The organism is Paenibacillus sp. RC73 (assembly GCF_044908085.1).
In the GTDB taxonomy this organism is placed as follows: Bacteria; Bacillota; Bacilli; order Paenibacillales; family Paenibacillaceae; genus Paenibacillus; species Paenibacillus terrae_A.
The window spans coordinates 112,326-134,732 of sequence record NZ_JBIYCV010000005.1; the positions used below are offsets into that span (position 1 = coordinate 112,326).

Genomic DNA, 22,407 nt, shown 5'->3' on the forward strand with positions numbered 1-22,407 from the left:
TGTGGTATTGTTATTGTGGAGCAAGATGTGATAGCTATACGCCTATTCTAAAGATATTTCTGGTCGAAAGACAAGATATTATTGAACACAGTGAAAGGAGGCAGTTGACTTGTCATCTAACAATGTACACCTGCTGTTCTCTCAGTCCGCTGCTGGCTCGATGAAGGTAGGCCTTTCGGGAGCAGGATTGCGTTATGAGAGTGAAGTACTGTCTTTTAATGACCTATTTTCCATAGGGCCGTTGTGGAAGCTGGAAACACCAGAAGGACAAGAGAACCGTCACAACTGGTTGGCTGAACGGATCGTGGATTATGAATTTTTCCATTACGCAAATTGGGAGCACCGCATTGAACAGATGACGGCTACTCTTACTGCAATTTCTGATGATAAGTCGATCACGATCTGGTGCGGCTCTAATGCTCACGAGCAGATCGGATTACGTTTTGCATTATACCTTTTGCGGAACAGAACTGCTCCTATCGGGGTCGTAAATGTAACAGATTCCATGGAACGGGAACCGAGTGATCCTCTATTCATGGAAAGTAAGTTTCCTCTATCCATGAACGTGGTGTATTCGAAAGAAATTGCACGGTTCATAACGCAAAATAAAGATAAAATTCATGCTTTAAGCATGGAAGATCGACAGCGACATGAACAAGATTGGCTGGAGCTTAGTGAACAGGAAAGTGTGCTGAGATTATGGGAAAATGACCATATCGATCATGTGCCAGAAGATTACTTTGATCAGGCTTTACTGGATTTGATCGGTCAACTGAGGGTAGAGGATAATCGGCAATATGTACACGCGGGAAAAATAATAGGTGAGGCTTTAACACAATGGCCACAGCTGAGAAGCGACACCTTTTTAGAGTATCGGATTCAATATTTAATTGCTCATGACAGACTTGAATTTCTGGAAATGCCGGAAATATCGGGAATGCAATATCGCTATGCTGTGAAACTAAAGGCGTAAAATGAAGGGAAAAGTATACTATTCTGTAACCTGATGTCATTTATTCATCTCCAGCTAAATTCCCATTTTAATGTAAAGTTGTGATTATAGTTTATCCATAAACGACTTCTACGTTCCATACATACTCTTTTTTTGGTATAAGCTTATACAAAATATTCTAATTTTTCGCTGCATTCCCTATCAGGTAGCTTCGAAAAAGATGCTTGTAGAGCAAACCTTAAATCGTATGAACGTTAATGGGAGAAGGAGATGAGGCAGAGCATGTTAAACAGTACGTTAGCGGATTACCCGCGGGATACAACGATTCATCAGTTGTTTGAGGGGGAGGCTGAGCGCACACCGGAGCAAGTGGCCGTTGTATTGGGAGACAAGCACTTGACGTATGCTGATCTGAACAAACAGGCTAATCAGCTTGCCCGGGTTCTGCGGAACAAAGGCGTAAATAAAGGCGACCCCGTCGGGATTATGGCCGAATGCTCATTGGAAATGATCGTCGGTATTTTCGGAATTTTAAAAGCCGGGGGAGCCTATGTGCCGATTGACCCGGAATACCCCAAGGAACGTATACGCTATATGCTGAAAGATTCTGGCGCAAAGCTCCTGCTAACCCGGTTACCAATTGAGCAACAAGTGGAGCTCAACGTTCCTGTACTGGATTTGTCGGACAAGCGAAATAACAGGGAAGAAACAGGGAATCTCACCTCCATTCATGGCTCAGGTGCACTAGCCTGCATTATGTATACGTCAGGCTCTACGGGCGAACCGAAGGGAAACCTGACGATGCACTACAATATTACACGTGTTGTCAAAGAGACAAATTACATCCGATTCGCGGCAAAAGATCGAATCTTGCAATTGGCCAGTTTTTCGTTCGATGGTTCTACATTTGGCATTTACGGGGCACTGCTCAACGGAGCCACCCTCGTTTTGACCCCACAAGCCCAAATCATGAATGCACGTGAGCTATCGAGTGTACTGCGCACACAACAGATTACAAAATGCTTCATCACGACAGCACTTTTTAATGCATTGGTGGATATTGATCCGGAATGCTTTGCCACACTTGAAACCTTGCTATTCGGTGGTGAAAAGGTGTCGGTCAGCCATGTGCGCAAAGCATTTGCCCGTCTGGGCTCTGGCCGTTTAATTCATGTCTACGGACCGACAGAGAGTACGGTATTTGCAACGTTTTACCGGATCGATCATTTGGATGAAGCTGCAAATACCGTACCGATCGGTAAACCCATCAGCAATACGTCGGTTTACATCATGGATCATGACCAGCATCCTTTGCCACAAGGAGTTGCAGGTGAACTGTACATCGCCGGCGATGGATTAGTGAAAGGTTATTTGAACCGTCCAGAGCTGACAGAGGAAAGGTTTATTCCGTTTCCAGGGGTACCGGGGGGCAGGTTGTACCGAACCGGAGATTGGGTAAAAGAGCAAGCGGACGGAAACATTGAATATATCGGCCGGATTGACGATCAAGTGAAAATACGGGGCTACCGAATTGAGCCAGGGGAAATTGAGGCACAGCTATTGAAAATAAAGGATATACAAGCAGCCGTTGTTATCGTGCGTGAAGCTGGGAACGGACAGAAGCAGCTGGGAGCGTACTTTAGGGCAAGCCAAAGGCTGACGACAGATGAAATTAAAAACACGCTTTCTGCAAAGCTGCCGAATTACATGATTCCCTCTTTTTTTATGCAATTAGAGCAGATGCCACTGACACGGAATGGAAAGCTGGATCGCAAGATACTGTTGTCCTTTGAAGACAATGGACATACCGTGGCAGCAGCATACGTATCCCCTGAGTCAGGGCTGGAAGCCAGGCTGATGGAAATCTGGCAGGATGTATTAGGGATTCAGCAGTTCAGTGTTGTAGACAGCTTCTTCGACCTTGGCGGACATTCTATTCATGCGCTTACGTTAATGTCACGGATGGAGGTGGCTGGATATCATACCACTTTGACAGATATTTACCACTATAAGACGATCCGTGCACTCGCTGCTTATCTTCAATCGGCTCAAGATAGTGAAAGAGCCTTGAAGCAGCAGGGCACCATAGAAACCAAGCAAGAGTTGATTTCCTGGCTGCACCAAGAAACAGATGGTGTGTACGATCTGGTGAAGTATCAAGTGCGGGATTTTCTTCACGAAGTGAGAGATATTCGGGTGCTTTACTTCAACTCCGTGGACAACGTTAATCCTATCATGCGGATCATGAACGGGAAAGTCGCTAAAGAACTGCAGCCGCATTATATTGTACCACTGCATCAAAAAGTAAAAATGGATAATCAATACCAGGTCATCGATGAAGAGGAGTTTGTCCAGCGTCTGGGCTTGAAAACTATGGACACGGATCAGGCGGCGAGGTTACGCGAGCAACTAGAAGACGATTATTTAAAAAGAGATCAGTGGGTTAAAACGGGGCAAGTGGCACAAGAATATCCGCTAAGTGGAATTCAACAAATGCAAATTTCATTTCATACACCGCCGAGTATTGGCCTATTTAGGCTGGACGAGTATGTGAATTATGATTTCTTGAATCAGGCTTATGCTCAATTTGTACAAAGTCAAGGATTACTGAGAAGCATTCCTGTGCAAAGAGATGAATGGACGTATTGGAGGGAATACGTACTTCCCGACGCCGATTTGCCAACACTCACCATCCTCGACGTAACGGACTGCAATCCATATGGCCCCTTTATGGAAATGATAAACGATTACATGACAAATACCCGATACACGGGAGAGCGTACTTTGTTTCAGATGTTTGTGCTAAAACGAAATCTGCGTGAGCATGTTGTTATAACGCTTTACCATCATGCGATATGCGATCGGGTGACCTCTGAAGTGGCAGAACGACAGGTGCTTGCTTCCTATAGAAATCTGCTTCAAAACCAATCCCTTCCTACGGATAAAGTGAAGCCCTATATAGATTATGTAGAACAAATCCAAAGCGGACCCAGCGGAATCACTGAACAGGCATTGATATCCGACTTTCATCTGGAAGCGTTCCAGCAAAGCAAGCAGGACCTGTTACAAACTCCGAAGCTAAGAACGAGCACAGAAGCCTATCTGTTTAGCGTGAGCATCCCGGCTGAAAACCCATCCTTGGAGTTTGCGCTCTCTGTCTTTACAAGGGGCTTGCAAATTTATTTAAGTATGGACCAGTTGCCATTGTTATTTTTATATGATGGAAGAAGGTACGATGAGGCGACGTATTATAACACGGTCGGTGAGTTTATTGATTTTGTGCCTATGCTGATGGATATGGAGCAGAACCCGGATGAAATGCTGCTGTCTGTCAGAAGCAGGCTAGATTTATTAAAACGCCACACGATTAATTTTATGAATCTGCTTACAGGACCAGCCTACAAAAACAGGTGGGAACGTGCCAGAACACTTGTACAGTTTGGGAAGCAGTATGAGCAGCTAGATGTATTCATGTTCAACTATTTGGCCAATAGCGCAAAGGAAGGGTTGAAGTGTAGCCAATTTTACGATGATACGGTCATAAAGCAACCGAATCCGCTGCCGATCTATTCGCTGTTCAACTGCATCGCTTCCTCCTACACAGACGGTCTTATTTTTTCAATGCGGTGCAGTTACGAGATTGGGGTTGAGGACGTCAGGGCTGCTTTTTATCAGGCTGCCAGTATAGCATCTCAGAAAGGGGAGGTTCAATAAGTGATCCAACCTTACTTGCCTTTATTTTCCCATCGCAGAGGGGATGCCGGACAGACTGAAGACAAAGATCAAGTCCTTTACCATATTCGTTTGGAAACAAGACAGGTCAAAACGATCATGGAGTTTGTACAGCAGCATCAGTTGGGTATGCCTTCTTTTATCGCTGCCATATGGTCTGTGCTTTCATCCCATTACGCCAATCAATATACAGTACCTCTTTTATATTCCATGTTATCAGACAAAGAGGGGACACAATGTCGTCAGGACTATCCGCTTTTTATCCATATTCAGAAGGAAGATCATCTTTTCTCCTTGATACAAAGAATAAAGGCAAATTGGGATAAGCGAGATAGCAGCAGTGAGTGGAGTGAGGATCTTTCGCAGTACATGAAAGTGGATTCCCCACCAGAAATAGATGGAGATTTTTTCAATGTGGGCATCGTAGAAACTTGTGGTGATCTATCGCATTCAAGTTCGAGCACAAAAGCACTAGCTCCTCTATATGGTATAAATCCGCCAGAGATTGCGCTCTGCTACCGTTATGGTTCGGAAAGATTAGAATGCGCAATACACTATGATAGCAGGTATTTCGGTAAAAAGCAGATCGCTAATCTCGCAGGCCACTTTCAGATACTACTGGCAAATGCACTCCATCTTCCGGAGAAAGCGGTACTCCTTCACCCCATACTGACAACGAAAGAATACGAGCAGATACAACAATGGAATGATACGGAACAAGCATATCCTTTGGATAAAACCGTGGTTCAATTGATTGAGGAGCAGGCTGCCAGAACTCCCGATGCAATCGCATTGGAGTTTGAAGGGCAGAAGCTGACCTATTCGCAGTTAAATCAGCGGGCTAATCAAATCGGCCGCGTGATTCTAGAGTCGGTTTCCACAGGAGAGGATGGCGCTTTACAACCCGGCACGCTGATTGCCATCTTTATGGACAGAAGCGCAGATGTAATCCCGGCAATGCTAGGAGTTATGAAGGCAGGGGCCGCTTATCTTCCGGTCGATCCCCAATATCCTGGAGAACGGGTTCGATTTATTTTAGAAGATGCTCAGGCCAAAATGATTATCACGCACAGCCAACTGGTAAATAAGCTAAATCCATCTATGAATCAAATGAATATGAAAGCGAATTCGCTTATTTGTGTAGATGAATGCCTGGTGCAGCAGTATGATCATCCCGACGAGAATTTGAATATTCAGGTTAAACAGAACGACCTGGCCTATGTCATCTACACATCCGGCTCCACTGGAAATCCGAAGGGGACGCTTATTGAGCACGCCGGACTGGTTACGTTAATCCCTTACCTTGTTGAAAAGTTTCGTATTACCCCTGACTCCAGAGTTATGCAATTCGCTTCCATCAGTTTCGACGCTTCGGTCTACGAATGGATCGGAACGTTAACAGTAGGCGGGACACTTGTTGTGCTGTCGAATGAAGAACTGCCTCCTTATGCGGATATTTCAGATGTACTCGAAGAGAAAAATATCCACATTGCCATGCTGACGCCGTCTGTGCTGCGAACCATGAAACCAAGAGAACTGTCTGAACTGCATACAATCGTATCCGCGGGAGAACCCTGTACGCCTGATATTGTAAATTATTGGGGAAGAGGACGACTGTTTGTGAACGCTTACGGACCGACCGAAGTGACGATTTTATGTTCCACCTCGGTATGCAAACCAGAGGCAGAAATCACGATTGGCAAACCCGCCTATAACAAACGATTGTTTGTATTCAATCCATTTGGTAATTCTGTGCCGGTCGGTGTTCCCGGTGAATTATGGGTGGGTGGCGTAGGGCTTGCCAGAGGATACCTGAATCGTGAGGAGCTGACCCAGGAGCGTTTCGTTCACAAAGAGATGATCATCGGACAGCGAGAGCGGTTATATCGAACCGGAGACGTCGTGAAATGGACGCCAGATGGTGAACTGGTATTTATCGGCCGTAGTGATGAACAGATTAAAATCAGAGGCTACCGTATCGAACTGGGTGAAATAGAGCATCAGCTTCGCCAGCACCCTGACATCCGTCAATGTGTCGTTCGAGCCTGGAAGGATGAGTCCTTCCATAAACTGGTGGCTTACTATACTGCCTTAAAAAGGCTGACTGAGGCTGAATTGGCCCAGTATGCAGGCTCTATTTTACCTGCTTATATGGTTCCTGCTTATTTTTGTCAGTTGGATTCAATCCCCGTAAATACAAACGGGAAAGTTGATCGTCAAGCTCTTCCCGATCCGACCACATTATTTGTCTCTGCTGACAATGCTGCGGAAGCAGGGGAGGGCAGTTTCGAAAAGCGACTGCTTTGCATTTGGCGACAAATTTTAAAAAGAGGCGATATCGGTGTAAACGATCATTTTTACGCGGCCGGGGGAGATTCAATCCTGGCCATTCAGGTCGTCTCTATGGCCAGAGATCACGGTATGATGCTGACCCCAAGACAAGTTGCAGAGCATCCAACTATCAAGGAATTAGCTGCTGTGGTTACTTGGACAGAACGTGAGAAGAAGGAAGATAGTATGGTTGATTTGACAGGCGAATTTGGTCTGACGCCGATCCAGCACTGGTTTTTCGAGCAGCAGTTCAAAGAACCGCATTATTTCAATCAATCCCAGCTGTTTCTACTCCGTGATTGTGATCCCGTAAAGCTGGAAACGGCCATCCAACAATTGATCAGACTTCATCCAGAGCTTTCAATGGAGATTGTAGCTGGCAAGCATGGATATACGCAGCGCTACCGAACGGGTACCACCATTCAACTTGCCAGTCACACCATTCAGCAAATCGCTGATCCCGAATCTGAAATTTCAAGCATATGTGATGCATGGAACAGACAACTGAATTACGCGACAGGCCAGATGGTTTATGCAGGCGTAATCCAGGGTCACCCTGACGGTCAAGTCCGCTTATTTATAACGATTCATCATTTGGTTATTGATGGCGTGTCCTGGAGAATATTGGTTCAGGAATTGGATCAATTGTATCAAGGTACCGAGTTGTCTCCTGTTTCAAATCCGTACAAAAAGTGGCAGTCCGTAATGATGAATTATGCCAAAAATGAAGTTACTTTAAGTCATATAGATTACTGGAAAAAAGTGCAGCTCCAAAATGCAGCATTTGTGCTGCCGGTAGACCATTACGCGGATTATAAAATGAGCAGTGAGTCTTCGGAATTGGTTACAATGCTTACTACCAACGATACGCAGCTACTCTTGTACCATTGCTCCCAGGCATATCATACCGAGATCAACGACCTGCTGCTTACGGCCTGGTCGCTGGCGCTCTCCGTTTGGTCCGGACAGGAGACGGTTGTGTTTCGGCTGGAGGGGCATGGACGTGAACACTCTGTATCCGATATGGATCTGACAAGAACCATCGGTTGGTTCACCTCGATGTTTCCGGTATGCATCCGGGTTACGGACACTCACTCCTTGGGAGTTACGATCAAATCCGTTAAAGAGCAGTTACGTTCTATTCCTCATCGCGGCATGTCATACGGTGCTTTGAGATACTGCCATCCGAACGAAGAAGTCCGTTCCGAGCTAACAACTTCCGAGCCTCAGGCTCTATTCAATTATTTGGGTCAATTCGATCAGACAAATACGAGCGGGCTAGACCAGTGGTTAAGTTTTACACGTGACGCAGCACAGGACCATAGCTCACCGCTTAATCATGGAACAAGCCTGTTGGAACTTAACTGTTCCATCGTTCATGGACAACTGCATTTGTTCATGAAATATAGCAAACGCCACTATGAAGAAACGACCATTACTCAGTTGATAAATACTTTCATATCACGTTTGCTTTCTATCATCGAGCATTGCAGCCAAGCTAATTACGAAGAGTTTACACCAAGTGATTTTCAATCGGTGTCACTGGAGCAGCATTCGCTGGATCAGATCGTAAAGACCTATTCTAAGCAATATGGTCTCAATAAAATGATGCATTTAAGTCCGTTGCAGGAAGGTCTGCTATTCCATTATTTAGATCATCCATCTTCCGATCAATACTTCGTACAGGTTAGCTGGAAATATCACGGCAGGCTGGAGGTAAATCGTTACCAGGAAGCATGGAGCCACGTCATTGCTGAAAATGATTGCTTGCGGACATGTTACGTTTGGGATGAATTGGACAAGCCCATACAATGTGTCCTTCGAAAAGTAGAATTGGATTGGACTTTTTTGGATTTTAGAACAGAGTCTCCAGATCGGCAACAGAAGTATATCGAACAATGGGCAACGTCGGATCGTAATCGGCGTTTCGATCTGCATCAGCCTGCGTACCGTATAACACTGATTCAGACTACCCCAGAGGAATGGACAATGATCTGGAGTTACCATCATATTTTGCTGGACGGTTGGAGCCTGCCGCTGCTGCTGAATCGGGTTCATGAAATCTATGCTTGCAGCTTAAAAGGCATGGTGCCGCAGCATAGCCTGTCCCGCTCTTTTGAGACTTACATTCGTTGGCTGAACAATAAAGATCGAACAGAAGCTGAGTCATTCTGGAAAGATTATTTGTCCGACCTAACGGAGCCGACCCTCCTGCCGATGGGGAAGAGAGGCATGCTTTCTGATGTGCATCAACCGATTGAGAAGCAACAGATTGAGACCATTCATATCGATTCAAGCATGACCAAGCGCATGGCGGCATTTGTACAACAAGCGCAAATTTCACTAAACACCTTGGTGCAGTTCGCTTGGGGGAAAGTGCTGCAAGTCTATCATGATGCAGATGTAACCGTATTCGGCATGATCGTGTCCGGTAGAGGATCCGATCTGTCAAAAGCGGACCACATCACGGGCCTGTTGATCAATACGCTTCCTCTGGTTATGCATTGGAATGTGGAACAGACCATTACCGAATATGTTAAGGAGCTTCACCAAACGATTCAAAAGCTGAACGATTACTGCTATGTGAGCCTGAACGAACTGAAGGGCTGGAGTGCCATCCAAGGACATACATTTTTTCACAGCATCGTGGCCTTCGAGAATTATATGAACGACTACCGTCAGCCTGAACATGGGTTGGAGATGTCAGCTATGAAGGAACGAGAGAAAACCAATTACCCGATGACTATCACCATTGCCAATGACGGGGAACAGATCGCTCTCAAGTTGATTTACGATGCAGATCGCTTGAAGCAAGCAACGGTTTGTCGCCTAGCTGAGCATCTGCTAAATACATTGCAATATGCACTGCAATATCCGGATCGCGCGGTTGGAGACGTTTGTTTAATAGATAAGAACGAATATGATCGAGTCGTCTACGATTGGAACAATACGTATACAGAGTACCCTAGGGAGAGTTCCATTGTTGACTTGTTCCATGAACAAGCGAAGCTACGGCCTTCACAGCCCGCTGTAATTGAGCACAACCAGGTAATGTCTTACCACGCCCTCAACCAAATGTCCCAGTACATGGCCAATAAGCTAACGGATGATACCGACAGTCATGGGAAGTTTATCGGGGTTTACTTGCCGCGCTCTCTCGAATTCATTGTCTCCATCCTGGCGATCATGAAAGCGGGATGTGCCTATGTTCCCATAGATCTCGATTTTCCGGCAGAAAGAACGCGCGAATTGATCAAGGATGCCAGACTGGACACCATCATCACCTCACAGAAAGGGGCAGAAAGTATCTCGGAAGCCTGTAAGGGAATCCGTTTAAAACTGATTTATACGGAGCATATTGACCAGTCTGGAGTTGTACCACAAGAAGAGAAGGAGAACATGAATGCTCCAAGCGACCTTGCTTACCTGATGTATACATCAGGCTCGACGGGAAAACCCAAAGGCGTGATGGTAGAACATCGCAATGTCGTCCGCTTGGTCAAAAACACCAACTACTTCCCGTTTTCCTCTGACATCAGGTTGCTCTATACGGGTTCGCCTGTTTTTGACGCTTCTACGTTTGAAATTTGGGGAACATTGCTGAATGGAGGCCATCTGTATGTAGTTTCAAAAGATGATCTTCTAAATATCTATATGCTGGAGCATCGAATGAAGGAGTGGAAAATTAATACACTATGGCTAAGTTCCGCATTGTGCAATCAATGGATTGAAGAAAATGAAAAGATGTTTGCTGGGCTCAAATGGCTGGCTGTAGGTGGGGAAGCTTTATCGGTTAAACATATAAACCGTATCCGGCTTGCCTATCCAGAGCTTTCGATTCTCAATGTATATGGTCCAACGGAGAACACCACGTTTTCGACGAGCTACCGGATCGAAGAGCCTTTTGAGCAGGATATACCCATTGGCAGGCCCATTAGTAATTCAACTTGTTATATTCTGGACAAACGGGGCTGTGTCCAGCCTGTCGGAGCAGTCGGGGAATTATATGTGGGAGGAGACGGGGTTGCAAGGGGATATTGGCTGCAAAACCAGCTGACACAGCAAGCGTTTACTCCAAATCCATATACTTCTGCCAAAGATCGCGAAAGAGGAGTAAATCCAGTTCTCTACCGCACAGGAGATCGGGCGAGATGGTTGCCGGACGGTAATATCGAATATATTGGACGGGTTGACGATCAGGTGAAGCTGCGCGGCTATCGAATCGAACCCGGAGAAGTCGAGTTCCGTCTTGGCGGCTACCCTGTCGTAAAAGATTGTCTGGTCGTTGCCCGCGAGATTTACGGGGATATGCAGCTGATCGCTTACTATACAGCGGAAGAGGAAGAGCGGGAGGAGCAGCTTCATACTTTTATGGCTGACGGTCTTCCATCTTATATGCTACCCTCTCGTTACGTTTGGCTGAAGTCGTTCCCATTAACGGTCAACGGGAAAATCGATCGTAAAAAGCTTCCTTTGCCAGAAATCCATAGGGGCGATAAAAAATCAAATTCTGGACCAAAAACTGAATTGGAACAAATAATAGAAGAGATTTGGGGCAGGGTTCTGAAGCTTGATCACATCCGCAAGGATGAAGACTTTCACGCGTTGGGAGGACATTCGCTTTCTGCGCTGCGTATAGCGAGTCTACTGCAAAAAAATGGCTATCCGGTTACAGTCAACCGGATATTTCGCGAGCAGACCATCGAACGCTTGGCCCTTTCATTGAGCAGGGGAGTGACGGATACAGCCACTGTTCTTAGTCCGAATATGGATATCCCAACTATTCAGTCTACAACAAAAGTATACCCGGATGATGGATTTCCGCTGTCTGCCGTACAAAAACGTTTTTTTCAAAGAGATCTGGCGAATCGCAACATGTTTAATGTGCCTTACCTGGCTCTGCTCAAGAAATATATTCCCAGAGAATTGCTGAACGCTTCGCTGGAGGTACTATTGAACAAACATGCGGCCCTACGGCTGTCATTTGCTCAACTGGATCATGATGAATGGTACCAGTATGAGCAAAAAATGAGTGTGGAACAGGTTGTTTCTTACGTGCAGCTGCAAGCGATCCCAGGGTCACATGATACCTACATTTCGGAATACTGCGCGAAGGTTCAGCATGAATTTGACATCGAGGAGGGCCCTTTATGGAAGGTCGTGCTGTTTGATCACTATTGCGAAGAGAGACGGCAGGTGATATTGCTCCTGTTCCATCATTTAATTTTTGACGGCATATCCATAAACATTTTTTTAGAGGATTTGAAGCATCTTCTCTTGCCGGGGATGGGGAGTGATTTGGCGTTACATGGTGAGGAGGAAAGCAGTTATCGGGATTGGTGCATGGCGTTGACACAATATGCGGCGAAAGACGTTTCTTCTAAAGCATCAATCTACTGGAGAAAGGTTGTAGAAGGTGGTGAGTCTTTTCAGGTCGACAGGGATTCGGAGATCCAGCCTCTCCACCGCCACATGACAACAATAACGCAAGATTTGCTTGAAGGAGAGGAACATATTAGTCTTTTAAAAGAATTGGCTGTGAAGCAGCATACTACACCGCTTAGCATGATACTAACAGCATTGTCACAGGCTTGCTACCAATTGAAAAAGCAATCCGATTTGCTGCTGCATGTGATGTCTTATCAACGCGAGTCTTTTTTATCGGGGGTTGTGATTGATCGTACGATTGGTTTTTTTGCCGGAGCTTATCCCATTCTAATCCAGATTCCCGAAGAGGAGTCGTCAAAGAATTGGGGAATACTTCCTGAACATGTCAAACACACGTTGCAGCATATTCCATCTGAAGGACTGGATTACTTTATTTTACGATATATGATACAGGATACTTATCCCAATATGGAGCCACTAAAAGACGAAACACACATGCTTTTCCATTACCAATCAGAGGAAATAAATGGGCTAGCCGACGATTTTTATGAGCCTTTGGCTATTCCCTTCGGAAATACCAATGCGGCCGACAATCCCTCCGCCTACTGGTTAAATATGACGGCAAGCTTAAAACACGACAGATTAAGTTTAACCTGCTATTACAGTTCACTGCACTATGAAGACCAGACCATCGCCGAGCTTGTACGTTTAATTTCCGGGCATCTTTGTCGCAGCATCAATGTTCATCCGTACACTACGATAGTAGAGGGGAGCTTCCGGTTATGAAAATATACGAATTTTGTCCTTTTTTTAATGAAAATCGGATTGCAGATATTAAAATAAGAGAAAATGACCGCTGGATTGACGAGCTGCATGTGGTCGAAGCTAACAAGACTTTCAGTTATTTAGATAAGCCACGCAACTTCAATTCAAATTATCTTGGCCCGAAGGTGATTCATCATCCATTTCATGCTGATGATCTGTTTCGTGAACCCGTGAAGCATCAATTGTATTTTGATGTGACTACCTGTGGTGCGGATCACTTTGACCGTTGGTATTGGCGTCTGCTCAGCTACAACAGCGCATTTCATAACGAAGCTTGCCAAAGAAACCAAAGTGCCTCTATTTTGCGGGATAAGGTTGAGGACGATGATATAATCATTTTGGCTGATTTCGATGAGATCATTGATAGCCGGATGGCGGATCGTTTGGTTTCAGAAGTGAAGAAGCATGAGATTATTACGATAAAAATGCACTACTCTGTATTCTTTCTGAACCTTTTTTGCCAATCTAATCACGGTGCTCCTCATTGGAGCTATCGTGTGTTCGCGATGACGGGTCGTTACTTCAAAAGTATGCCTTTCTCATCGGACTATCTCAGGAAGAAGGGAATTGCCGAAGCCCTGTATCATGACATCTATTGCTTGGACGAACCAGCCGGATTCCATCATTCATGGCTTGAATATCGGAAAACCGCGCTTCCCAAGTTGCAGGCATTCGCCGCCAATGTAGAGGATAAAAGTATATTGAATGCAGATTATATTGATCAATGCTTAAACGATAAAAAACTGTACTATATCGATACCGAACTTTATGTTGACAACTCAAAATCGTTTTTGAGCAGTCTTCAAGAAGTTGAAACGAATGATCTTTGGTATGAATAAAGAAGGCTTTACTTAGCTTGTCGAGAAACCCAGTCTATACAAGACCAGGGTTTCTCTTTTTGTTTTTTGAGACATAGGATTGCTGTTGACGAAGCTGAAATTATATATTACTGTATTGATATTAACATTTTGTTTTTATCATTGAGTTAAAATAAAGGAATGCTACATAGGCTGTTTTCGCTGCTTGATTTAGAAAGCAACTATTACCCAAATATGAACAGGTAGGTGACGCAAGTGACAAATACATCGAAGCACAATCATAACGGTTTGACGGAGGAACAATTTTTGGCTGCATATGATGCCAATCAGTATGAGCGTCCATCAGTAACGGTGGATATGCTGCTTTTTACCGTGATGGATCAACTCCAGCACAATTACCGCAAGCTGCCGGAGAAGACACTCCAGCTACTTCTGATCCAGAGGGGAGAGCATCCGTTTCTGGGTCAATGGGCGTTGCCAGGCGGCTTTGTAGGGATGGATGAAAGCCTGGAGGAGGCTGCACGACGTGAGCTTAAGACTGAAACGAATGTAGACCGGATTTATATGGAGCAGCTATATACATGGGGAGATGTAGCACGTGATCCACGCACGCGGGTCATCAGCTGCGCTTACATGGCATTGGTAGACCACGATTCATTGGAGGTACAAGCTGGAGATGATGCTGCGGATGCCCAATGGTTTGAGCTGGACTACAGTGTGGCTCAGGAGACACGGACGAATCAGCCGGAAGGTTACAGATGGGAACAAAACATTGACATTACATTGAAGCATGGGGACATTCACCTGTCAGCCAAAGTAAAAGTGACTGAAATTCTCAAGGGAAAGACCATTGAGGTCAAGCGAGAAGTGCTGGAATCACAGGGGATTGCTTTTGACCATGCCCAAATTATTGTGTACGGCATCGAGCGTTTGCGCAGCAAAATAGAATATACAGATATTGCTTTTCACCTGATGCCATCCCTGTTTACATTGAGTGAGCTTCAACAGGTATATGAAATAATTCTGGGTAAGGAACTGTTGGCTGCAGCCTTCCGACGCAAAATAGCTGAACTTGTGGAAGAGACGAATGAATATAGAAAGGCGGCCGGACATCGTCCGTCCAAGTTATACCGCTTCAAGCCACGGTCGCGTTTTATGTAGCATGAAGTAATATGAAATGAGGAATTAACGTGGAAAAGTTTACATTTTTTTATCGCAGTCAGTCGCCATTTTCGCAATGGTATCCCTCTGTGTTTACCGTAAATGAATTGGAATTCAACTGCGCGGAGCAATTTATGATGTTTAAAAAAGCACAGCTTTTTGGAGATGAAGAGGCGGGCAGTGAAATTATGCAAGCCCCTACCCCTCGGGAGCAAAAAGCACGCGGCCGTAGTGTGCGCGGATTTGATCAATCCTTGTGGGAGGCGAATTGCCGACAATTTGTGTATGACGGTAACTACGCCAAATTTACACAAAATCCGAATTTACTTAAGCATCTGCTCAAAACGAAAGGAACTACACTGGTTGAGGCCAGTCCGACGGACACGATTTGGGGGGTAGGATTGGCTGAAAATGATGCCCGCATACGGAACCGCAAATCATGGCGAGGCACGAATTGGCTTGGGGAAATACTGACGAAACTACGTGAGGATGTACAGAAAAAGGAGGAATATCCATCATGAAACATACCATGAACACCCGGAGCAACCGGGATACTCGATCACATATGGCGCAGGAAACGTTATCTATTTTGGAGAATGGATATTATACGAATACCAAACAGGCACAAGTGAATATTGCACAAGAGGTAAGCAACGCCATCACAGGTTCGAAGCTATATGCACCGTCTCAGCTTGTGGCTGTAAAACAGGAGGCGGAGGAAAAGATTCTTCTATTAAAAGGAGTATCAGAGTCTTCTCAGCTGGCGCAACAGATGATTAATGAGAAGATGGAAGTTACGGGAGAAAGCACATTGGAAGCGGCTTACAGGCTTCAGGTGACGGAGAAGATGGATCACGTGGCGTGTCTGAATTTTGCATCAGCCAAAAATCCGGGTGGCGGATTTCTCGGAGGCAGTCAGGCACAGGAGGAAAGCCTGGCTCGTTCGTCTGCATTGTATCCTTGTATTTCACAAATGGAAGAGATGTATCAGCACAATCGGAAGCTGCGAAGCTGTTTTTATTCGGATTATATGATTTATTCGCCTGATGTGCCGATATTTCGGGATGATCAGGGAATGCTGCTGGAGAAGCCGTACCTAGTCGCTTTTCTGACCGCACCTGCTGTTAATGCTGGAGTCGTGCGAGAACGGGAGCCAGTGCTGGTAAATCGGATTGGCGAAGTGATGCTGGAGCGAATCCGTTACATACTCAGTTTGGCTGCGCAAAACGGGGTAGAGCGCCTTGTGCTGGGAGCCTATGGCTGTGGGGTATTCCGCAATAAGCCGGAAGAGGTTGCCGTCTGGTTCAAGCAAGTGCTTGTAGATGAAGGATATGGATTGTTGTTTGATCGAATTGTTTTTGCGGTACTGGATCACACAGCAGGGCAGCGTACCTTGAACGCCTTTAAACACGGTCTTTCCTAAAGCTGGGGGACGTGTTTCAAAAACCATATACAGTGATAAGTTATGAAAAAGGAGAGTGCTGAATGAATCCAAATCCAAACATCACCTGGCATGCGTCAGACGTTGACAAGCAAGCGCGCCAGCTTCTGAATGGGCATAAAAGCCCGGTACTTTGGTTTACGGGGCTGTCTGGCTCGGGAAAATCAACGGTATCCTCCACACTGGAAAAAGCATTATTTGCACGAGGCATACACACGTTTATTTTGGATGGGGATAATGTTCGGCATGGTTTAAATCGCAATCTGGGTTTCCTGCCCGCTGATCGCAAAGAAAACATCCGTCGTATTGCTGAAGTAGCGAAGCTGATGTCACATGCGGGGGTGTTGACGATTTGCGCTACGATCTCTCCTTATCGTGAGGATCGGGAAATGGTCAAGGATATTTTGCAGCAGGAAAGCTGTTATGAAATCTATATCCAGTGCAGTCTGGAGGAATGCGAACGACGTGATCCCAAAGGAATGTACAAGAAGGCGAGAGCCGGAGAAATACGTCATTTTACTGGTATTGATGCGCCTTATGAGGCACCTTTGGAGCCTGAGCTCATCGTACCCACTGAAGGCCGGGAGATTGGCCAGTCGGTTCAGGATATACTGGATTTTCTCGATAGGGAATCATTGTTGCTCTAATCTTCGTCAAACCTTTTTCAAATCTTCCTGAAATCTTCATTATCAAAAATGGAATTCATGTTTAAATAGAATAGACCTCTCGATCTTGAAGCCGTCTGAAATTTCCCCCTAGTTTTTTCAGATGTTCGGCGCCAGAGGCGGGAGGTTTTTTGTTTACAGCACATAGCCAACCAATTCATTCAAGAGGTGATTTAATGATGAATAAACAACCAACCAACCTGACTACCAGCTGGGGCGCTCCTGTCGGTGATAATCAAAATTCTATAACGGCTGGATCACGCGGACCTATATTGATTCAGGATGTGCATCTGCTGGAAAAGCTTGCGCATTTTAACCGGGAACGTGTGCCGGAGCGTGTGGTTCATGCCAAGGGCGCAGGAGCGCACGGCTATTTTGAAGTCACTAAGGATTTATCTGCCTATACAAAAGCAAGCTTTTTATCTGAGGTAGGCAAGCGCACACCGATGTTTATCCGTTTTTCTACGGTTGCCGGTGAGCAAGGCTCGTCTGATACGGTACGCGACCCGCGTGGTTTTGCGGTGAAGTTTTATACCGAGGAAGGCAACTACGATCTCGTAGGTAACAACACACCCGTATTTTTCATCCGGGATGCTATCAAATTTCCGGACTTTATTCATACGCAAAAACGTCACCCCCAAACGCATCTGAAAAACCCTAATGCCGTTTGGGATTTCTGGTCCTTATCTCCTGAATCGCTGCATCAAGTAAGTATTCTGATGTCCGATCGCGGCATTCCCGCTACACTCAGACATATGCATGGATTCGGTAGCCACACGTTCAAGTGGGTCAACGCCGAAGGGCAGGCGGTATGGGTGAAATATCATTTTAAAACAGAGCAAGGCGTTCAAAATCTCGATGTAGAACTGGCTGCCAAAATTGCCGGTGAACACCCGGATTATCATACCGAAGATCTGTTTAATGCCATTGACAAGGGTGATTTCCCTGCATGGAGGCTTCATGTGCAAATTATGCCTGTGGAGGATGCGGACACATACCGCTTTGATCCATTTGATGTGACGAAAGTATGGTCGCAAAAGGATTACCCGCTGATCGAGCTGGGACGCATGGTATTAAATCGCAATCCTGAGAACTATTTTGCAGAAGTAGAGCAAGCAACGTTCTCTCCGGGTTCGTTCGTTCCAGGTATTGAAGCATCTCCGGATAAAATGCTGCAAGGACGCCTGTTTGCCTACGGAGACGCACATCGCTACCGCGTAGGTGCAAATCACAATTCATTACCGATCAATCGACCACATGCGGAAGTACACAACTATCAACGTGATGGTGCATTGCGTAGTGACGACAATGGTGGCAGATCGGTCTATTATGAGCCTAATAGCCTCGGTGGGCCGAAAGAGTCTCCAGCGCACAACATCGCTCCTTTTGAAGTGAGTGGAGAAGCACAAAGTGTGGGTTATGATCATCATGATCACTATACTCAACCGGGCGATCTGTACCGCTTACTCAGCGAAGAAGAACGGGCGCGTCTGGTACAAAACATCGTGGGTGCGATGAAGCCGGTGGAAAGTGATGAAATCAAGCTGCGTCAGATTGGACATTTCTACAAGGCTGATCCTGAGTACGGACGCCGTGTAGCCGAAGGTTTGGGCTTGACCGTTCCTCAAGGCGAGTAGAGGTGTCCGCAACTCCCACACACAAATAACCTTAATTAATTAAAAGGATGTCCCAACGCCATCATATAGATGGTTGATGGGACATCCTTTGCTTTTGAGTACGATGTAAAGCGGGTGTTTGTGGTGGACGCTCCGCGAACGGAACGTTGCTCCAAACGCTGTTGTCTCCAGATTTATTGAATTACACTCAGCGGTGTAAATCTGGAGACAAAGGCGACCGCTGCCGCTTTTCCGCAATCGTTCCATCCTCTCCGCTGCTTTTAGTGTGGCCAGTTTATAAGCCGAAGGACAAGAATCAAAAATCAGAAAAGTCGCAAGCCTTCAATAATCACGAGGTTTTGTGACTTATTTAGGTGTGTTTTGTGTTTGAAAATATAATTGATGCAAGCAGCATAAAGCCAGCGGAGAGGACGGAATCGTTCTGTAGAAGCGCCAGCGATCGTAAGAATGATCCGTTCTCGTAGCGGTCATAGATCCACGAATGTACACATCCTCCAGCACTATAAATTGCTATATCTTCTGCAACCGAGGCAAATAGATCACAAGAAACAGCGACCGCCCTAAAGCAAATACGATGAACGAGAGCCAAAGCCCATGATTCCCATAGTGGGGAACGCACCAGAACAGCGCAATCAAAAAGAAGACCAGTGAAATGAGCATTGAATTACGGATTGGGTACGTCACCGTCATGCCTGTAAATACACCGTAGAAGACCAGACCCAGTCCAGCGGCCAGTGGAAAGGCGACTAGCCAAGCGTTATATGGATCCGTAAGGCTGATCACGGTAGCGTTATCGGTAAACAGACGGATAAGCGGCTCCTTCAGTGCAAAATACAGCCCACCCGTCAGCACGCTGGTTACAATCGTCCAGAACCAGGATAAATGAATAACTCTTTGCAGCATTTTTGGATCCCTTGCACCTCGGGCTTGACCCGTCATGATACTGCTGGCGTTGGCAAAACCGTCAAAAAAGTAAGCCATAAGGTAGTGGATTTGCAGCAAAATAGCGTTTGCTGCCAGTTGATCGGTTCCAAAACTGGCGCTGTTCGATGTAAACAGATTAAACATCGTCAGCAGACAGGCTGTCCGAATCATAAGGTCAAGGTTCGTTGCCATGACGCTTTTCAGCTCCGCAGCTCCAAACCATCCCCGCCAATCCCTCGGTCCACTGCGCTTCCATTCCCTCCAGACCGACGAACGAAGCACTAGCACAAAACCAAGCACACATGCGAGGACCTCAGCAATCAGAGTAGCGCCAGCCACACCAGCTACATCCCATTGCATGATTTGTGTGAATACAATAGCCAGCACCATATTGATAACATTCATGGAAATTTGCAAAAACAATGTAGCCTTTACGCGAGACAATCCCATTAGCCAGCCGAGCAGTACATAGTTCACCAGCGTGAGGGGAGCTCCCCAAATACGAATGTTAAAATAAATCGATGCCTGCGCCGCCACATCCTCAGCAGGATGGATAAGCTGGAGGGAGGCTAGCAGGATCGGCTTTTGCAGCAGAATGAACAACGCACCGATCACCAAAGCAATCCCCATCGGACGCATGAGGGCGGCTATACCCTGGTCGTTATTTTTAGCCCCGGCCGCCTGTGCCGTAAAAGCCGATGTGCTGACTCGCAGAAAGCCGAACAGCCAATATAAAGTATTAAAAATAAGAGTGCCTACTGCCACACCGCCCAAATAGGCAGAGTGGCTCAAATGACCGATTACCGCTGTATCCACCGCACCGAGTAGCGGGGTTGTAATCGTCGAGATAATTAAAGGAATGGCTAAAGCAAGATAGGCTCGGTGGGAAGGCAACATGTTGAAAAAACCTCCAGTAGCGATTGTGTATAGGAATGGCGATCTGAGTGAAATAAAGCTTCCTTGGAAAAATGCTCAAGGACACTGCCATCTTTCATAACCATGATCCGATCACTCATAAAGTGAACGGCTGCCAGGTCATGGGAAATAAATAGATATGCCAATCCCAGTTTATCCTGCAAATCCTTTAGCAGATTTAAAACGGTGGCCTGTGTGGTCACATCCAGACTGGCCGTCGGCTCATCCAGCACGATAAAATCCGGCTCGGTGCTGATGGCACGCGCAATGGTTACGCGTTGCTTTTCCCCGCCGCTGAGCTGATGGGGATACTTATCCAGATAGCTGGAGGGAAGCTTCACCATACCGAGCAAGTGCTCGGCAATGTCCCTACGTCCCGAAGGCATACCCGTCATATAGGAGGGAACATAGCCTTTGAGCTGATCCAGCGGTTCCATCAACGATTGCAGGATGGTCAGTCTGGAGTTCAAAGCCGCAGCGGGATGCTGAAACACGGCGCCAAGTCTGCTACGAATACGCTTTAATTCACTTCGCTTTAATCCCCGGACTGCACGCCCATCTAGCACCAGCTCGCCTTGATCCAACGGGTCCAGCGTCAAAATACAGCGAGCGAGCGTACTTTTTCCGCTGCCGCTTTCCCCGACGACACCCAGACATTCTCCGGTGGAAATCGACAGAGAGATATCTTGCAGCACAGTTTTGCCCCCTGCGTAAGCCTTCGTCAAACCAGAAACAGTGACAACAGGCTTGGAAATGCCAAGCCGCTGAGGAGGTAATGCTTCATTATCCAAGTGATCCGCTCCTATCTGGTGTGGTCTGTTCTTCGGTGCTGTAGGGCAAACGTGCGGGAGCGCCTGGAGACAATGGCGGAATGGCCGCCAGCAACCGACGTGTATACGGATGCGAAGGATGATCCAGCACGGCTTGCGTCTCTCCAGTCTCCACCAGTGAACCTGTACGCATCACCGCGATTCGGTCTGCATACTTGCGGACATGCCGTAGATCGTGAGTGATCCACAATACGGAAATCCCTGTTTCCATCCGTATCCGGTTGATGAGTTGGAGAACCCGGTGGGCTGTCAGTGTATCGAGCGCGGTTGTTGGCTCGTCGGCAATGAGCAGCTTTGGTTCCAGCAGCAGTGCAGCAGCAATAGCGGCTCGTTGCAACTGTCCGCCGCTGAGCTGGAACGGATAACTGCGATACACACGCTCCGCAGGAAGCTGTACCCGCTCCAGCACCTCCATACAGCGTTGTTTGCGCGCTTTACGATCCTGTCTGCCATGGGCACGTATCAGCTCGTCCAACTGGCTTCCAATACGAAGGAAGGGGGTGAATGCCCCGTGATAGTCTTGAAAAATATAAGAGATTTCATTGCCTAGCAAGGAACGCATTTGTTTGGCCGATAGGGCAAGTAAATTATTCTCCTTCCACGCAATGATCCCTTTGGCTGTAACGGAAGAGGGAAGAAGACCGCCGATGGCATACGCGGTCATGCTTTTTCCGCTACCACTTTCTCCGGCGAGAGCAAACCATTCCCCCGGACGAACGGTAAGCTCCAGCCGGTTTACGATCGTTTTTGCTTTGGTCTGAATCATTAGGTCTTTAATAGACAGCATA

12 protein-coding genes are annotated in these 22,407 nt (G+C 46.4%); 9 read left to right on the top strand and 3 right to left on the bottom strand.

Translation table 11 applies throughout. The features are described from left to right. Window positions 1–109: 109 nt before the first annotated feature. The 9 genes from ABH897_RS13715 (at window position 110) to katA (ending at window position 18,950) form a co-directional block, all read left to right on the top strand. Window positions 110–973, top strand: coding sequence for a DUF1835 domain-containing protein (locus ABH897_RS13715; protein WP_404580375.1), 864 nt, complete (start codon window positions 110–112; stop codon window positions 971–973). A gap of 261 nt (window positions 974–1,234) precedes the next feature. After that, entirely contained in the window at window positions 1,235–4,666 is a 3,432-nt protein-coding gene (locus ABH897_RS13720) for a non-ribosomal peptide synthetase (RefSeq protein ID WP_404592216.1), read from the top strand. Continuing rightward, window positions 4,667–13,189, top strand: a complete 8,523-nt coding sequence (locus tag ABH897_RS13725; protein ID WP_404592218.1) for an amino acid adenylation domain-containing protein — start codon at window positions 4,667–4,669, stop codon at window positions 13,187–13,189. Further along, on the top strand, window positions 13,186–14,067 hold the full coding sequence (locus ABH897_RS13730; RefSeq protein ID WP_404592219.1) for a glycosyltransferase family 17 protein: 882 nt from the start codon (window positions 13,186–13,188) through the stop codon (window positions 14,065–14,067). The genes ABH897_RS13725 and ABH897_RS13730 overlap by 4 nt, the downstream gene beginning before the upstream one ends. A 234-nt stretch (window positions 14,068–14,301) precedes the next feature. Next, a complete protein-coding gene (locus ABH897_RS13735; RefSeq protein ID WP_404580369.1) occupies window positions 14,302–15,207 on the top strand; it encodes an NUDIX hydrolase in 906 nt (301 codons plus the stop codon). Window positions 15,208–15,236: 29 nt separating this feature from the next. Then, on the top strand, window positions 15,237–15,728 hold the full coding sequence (locus tag ABH897_RS13740; protein ID WP_404592221.1) for a riboflavin biosynthesis intermediates N-glycosidase: 492 nt from the start codon (window positions 15,237–15,239) through the stop codon (window positions 15,726–15,728). Then, complete coding sequence (locus tag ABH897_RS13745; RefSeq protein WP_404592223.1) at window positions 15,725–16,630, top strand: TIGR02452 family protein; 906 nt, start codon at window positions 15,725–15,727, stop codon at window positions 16,628–16,630. The genes ABH897_RS13740 and ABH897_RS13745 overlap by 4 nt, the downstream gene beginning before the upstream one ends. Window positions 16,631–16,692: 62 nt before the next feature. Continuing rightward, complete coding sequence (gene cysC / locus ABH897_RS13750) at window positions 16,693–17,295, top strand: adenylyl-sulfate kinase (RefSeq protein WP_404592225.1); 603 nt, start codon at window positions 16,693–16,695, stop codon at window positions 17,293–17,295. Between the two features lie 197 nt (window positions 17,296–17,492). After that, window positions 17,493–18,950 carry a catalase KatA gene (gene katA / locus ABH897_RS13755; protein WP_044647621.1) on the top strand — a complete coding sequence of 486 codons (1,458 nt, stop codon included), beginning with the start codon at window positions 17,493–17,495 and terminating at the stop codon, window positions 18,948–18,950. 510 nt (window positions 18,951–19,460) lie between these two features. On the opposite strand, the gene ABH897_RS13760 is transcribed toward katA, so the two are convergent. From ABH897_RS13760 to ABH897_RS13770, 3 genes are read right to left on the bottom strand one after another with little or no spacing between them, the layout of a single operon-like run. After that, window positions 19,461–20,771: an MATE family efflux transporter gene (locus tag ABH897_RS13760; RefSeq protein WP_404580363.1), complete on the bottom strand. Its 1,311-nt coding sequence runs from the start codon at window positions 20,769–20,771 to the stop codon at window positions 19,461–19,463. After that, window positions 20,738–21,580: an ABC transporter ATP-binding protein gene (locus tag ABH897_RS13765; RefSeq protein WP_283657949.1), complete on the bottom strand. Its 843-nt coding sequence runs from the start codon at window positions 21,578–21,580 to the stop codon at window positions 20,738–20,740. Before ABH897_RS13765 ends, ABH897_RS13760 begins: the two co-directional genes overlap by 34 nt. Then, entirely contained in the window at window positions 21,573–22,406 is an 834-nt protein-coding gene (locus tag ABH897_RS13770) for an ABC transporter ATP-binding protein (RefSeq protein WP_404580361.1), read from the bottom strand. The genes ABH897_RS13765 and ABH897_RS13770 overlap by 8 nt, the downstream gene beginning before the upstream one ends. Window position 22,407: the final 1 nt, after the last annotated feature.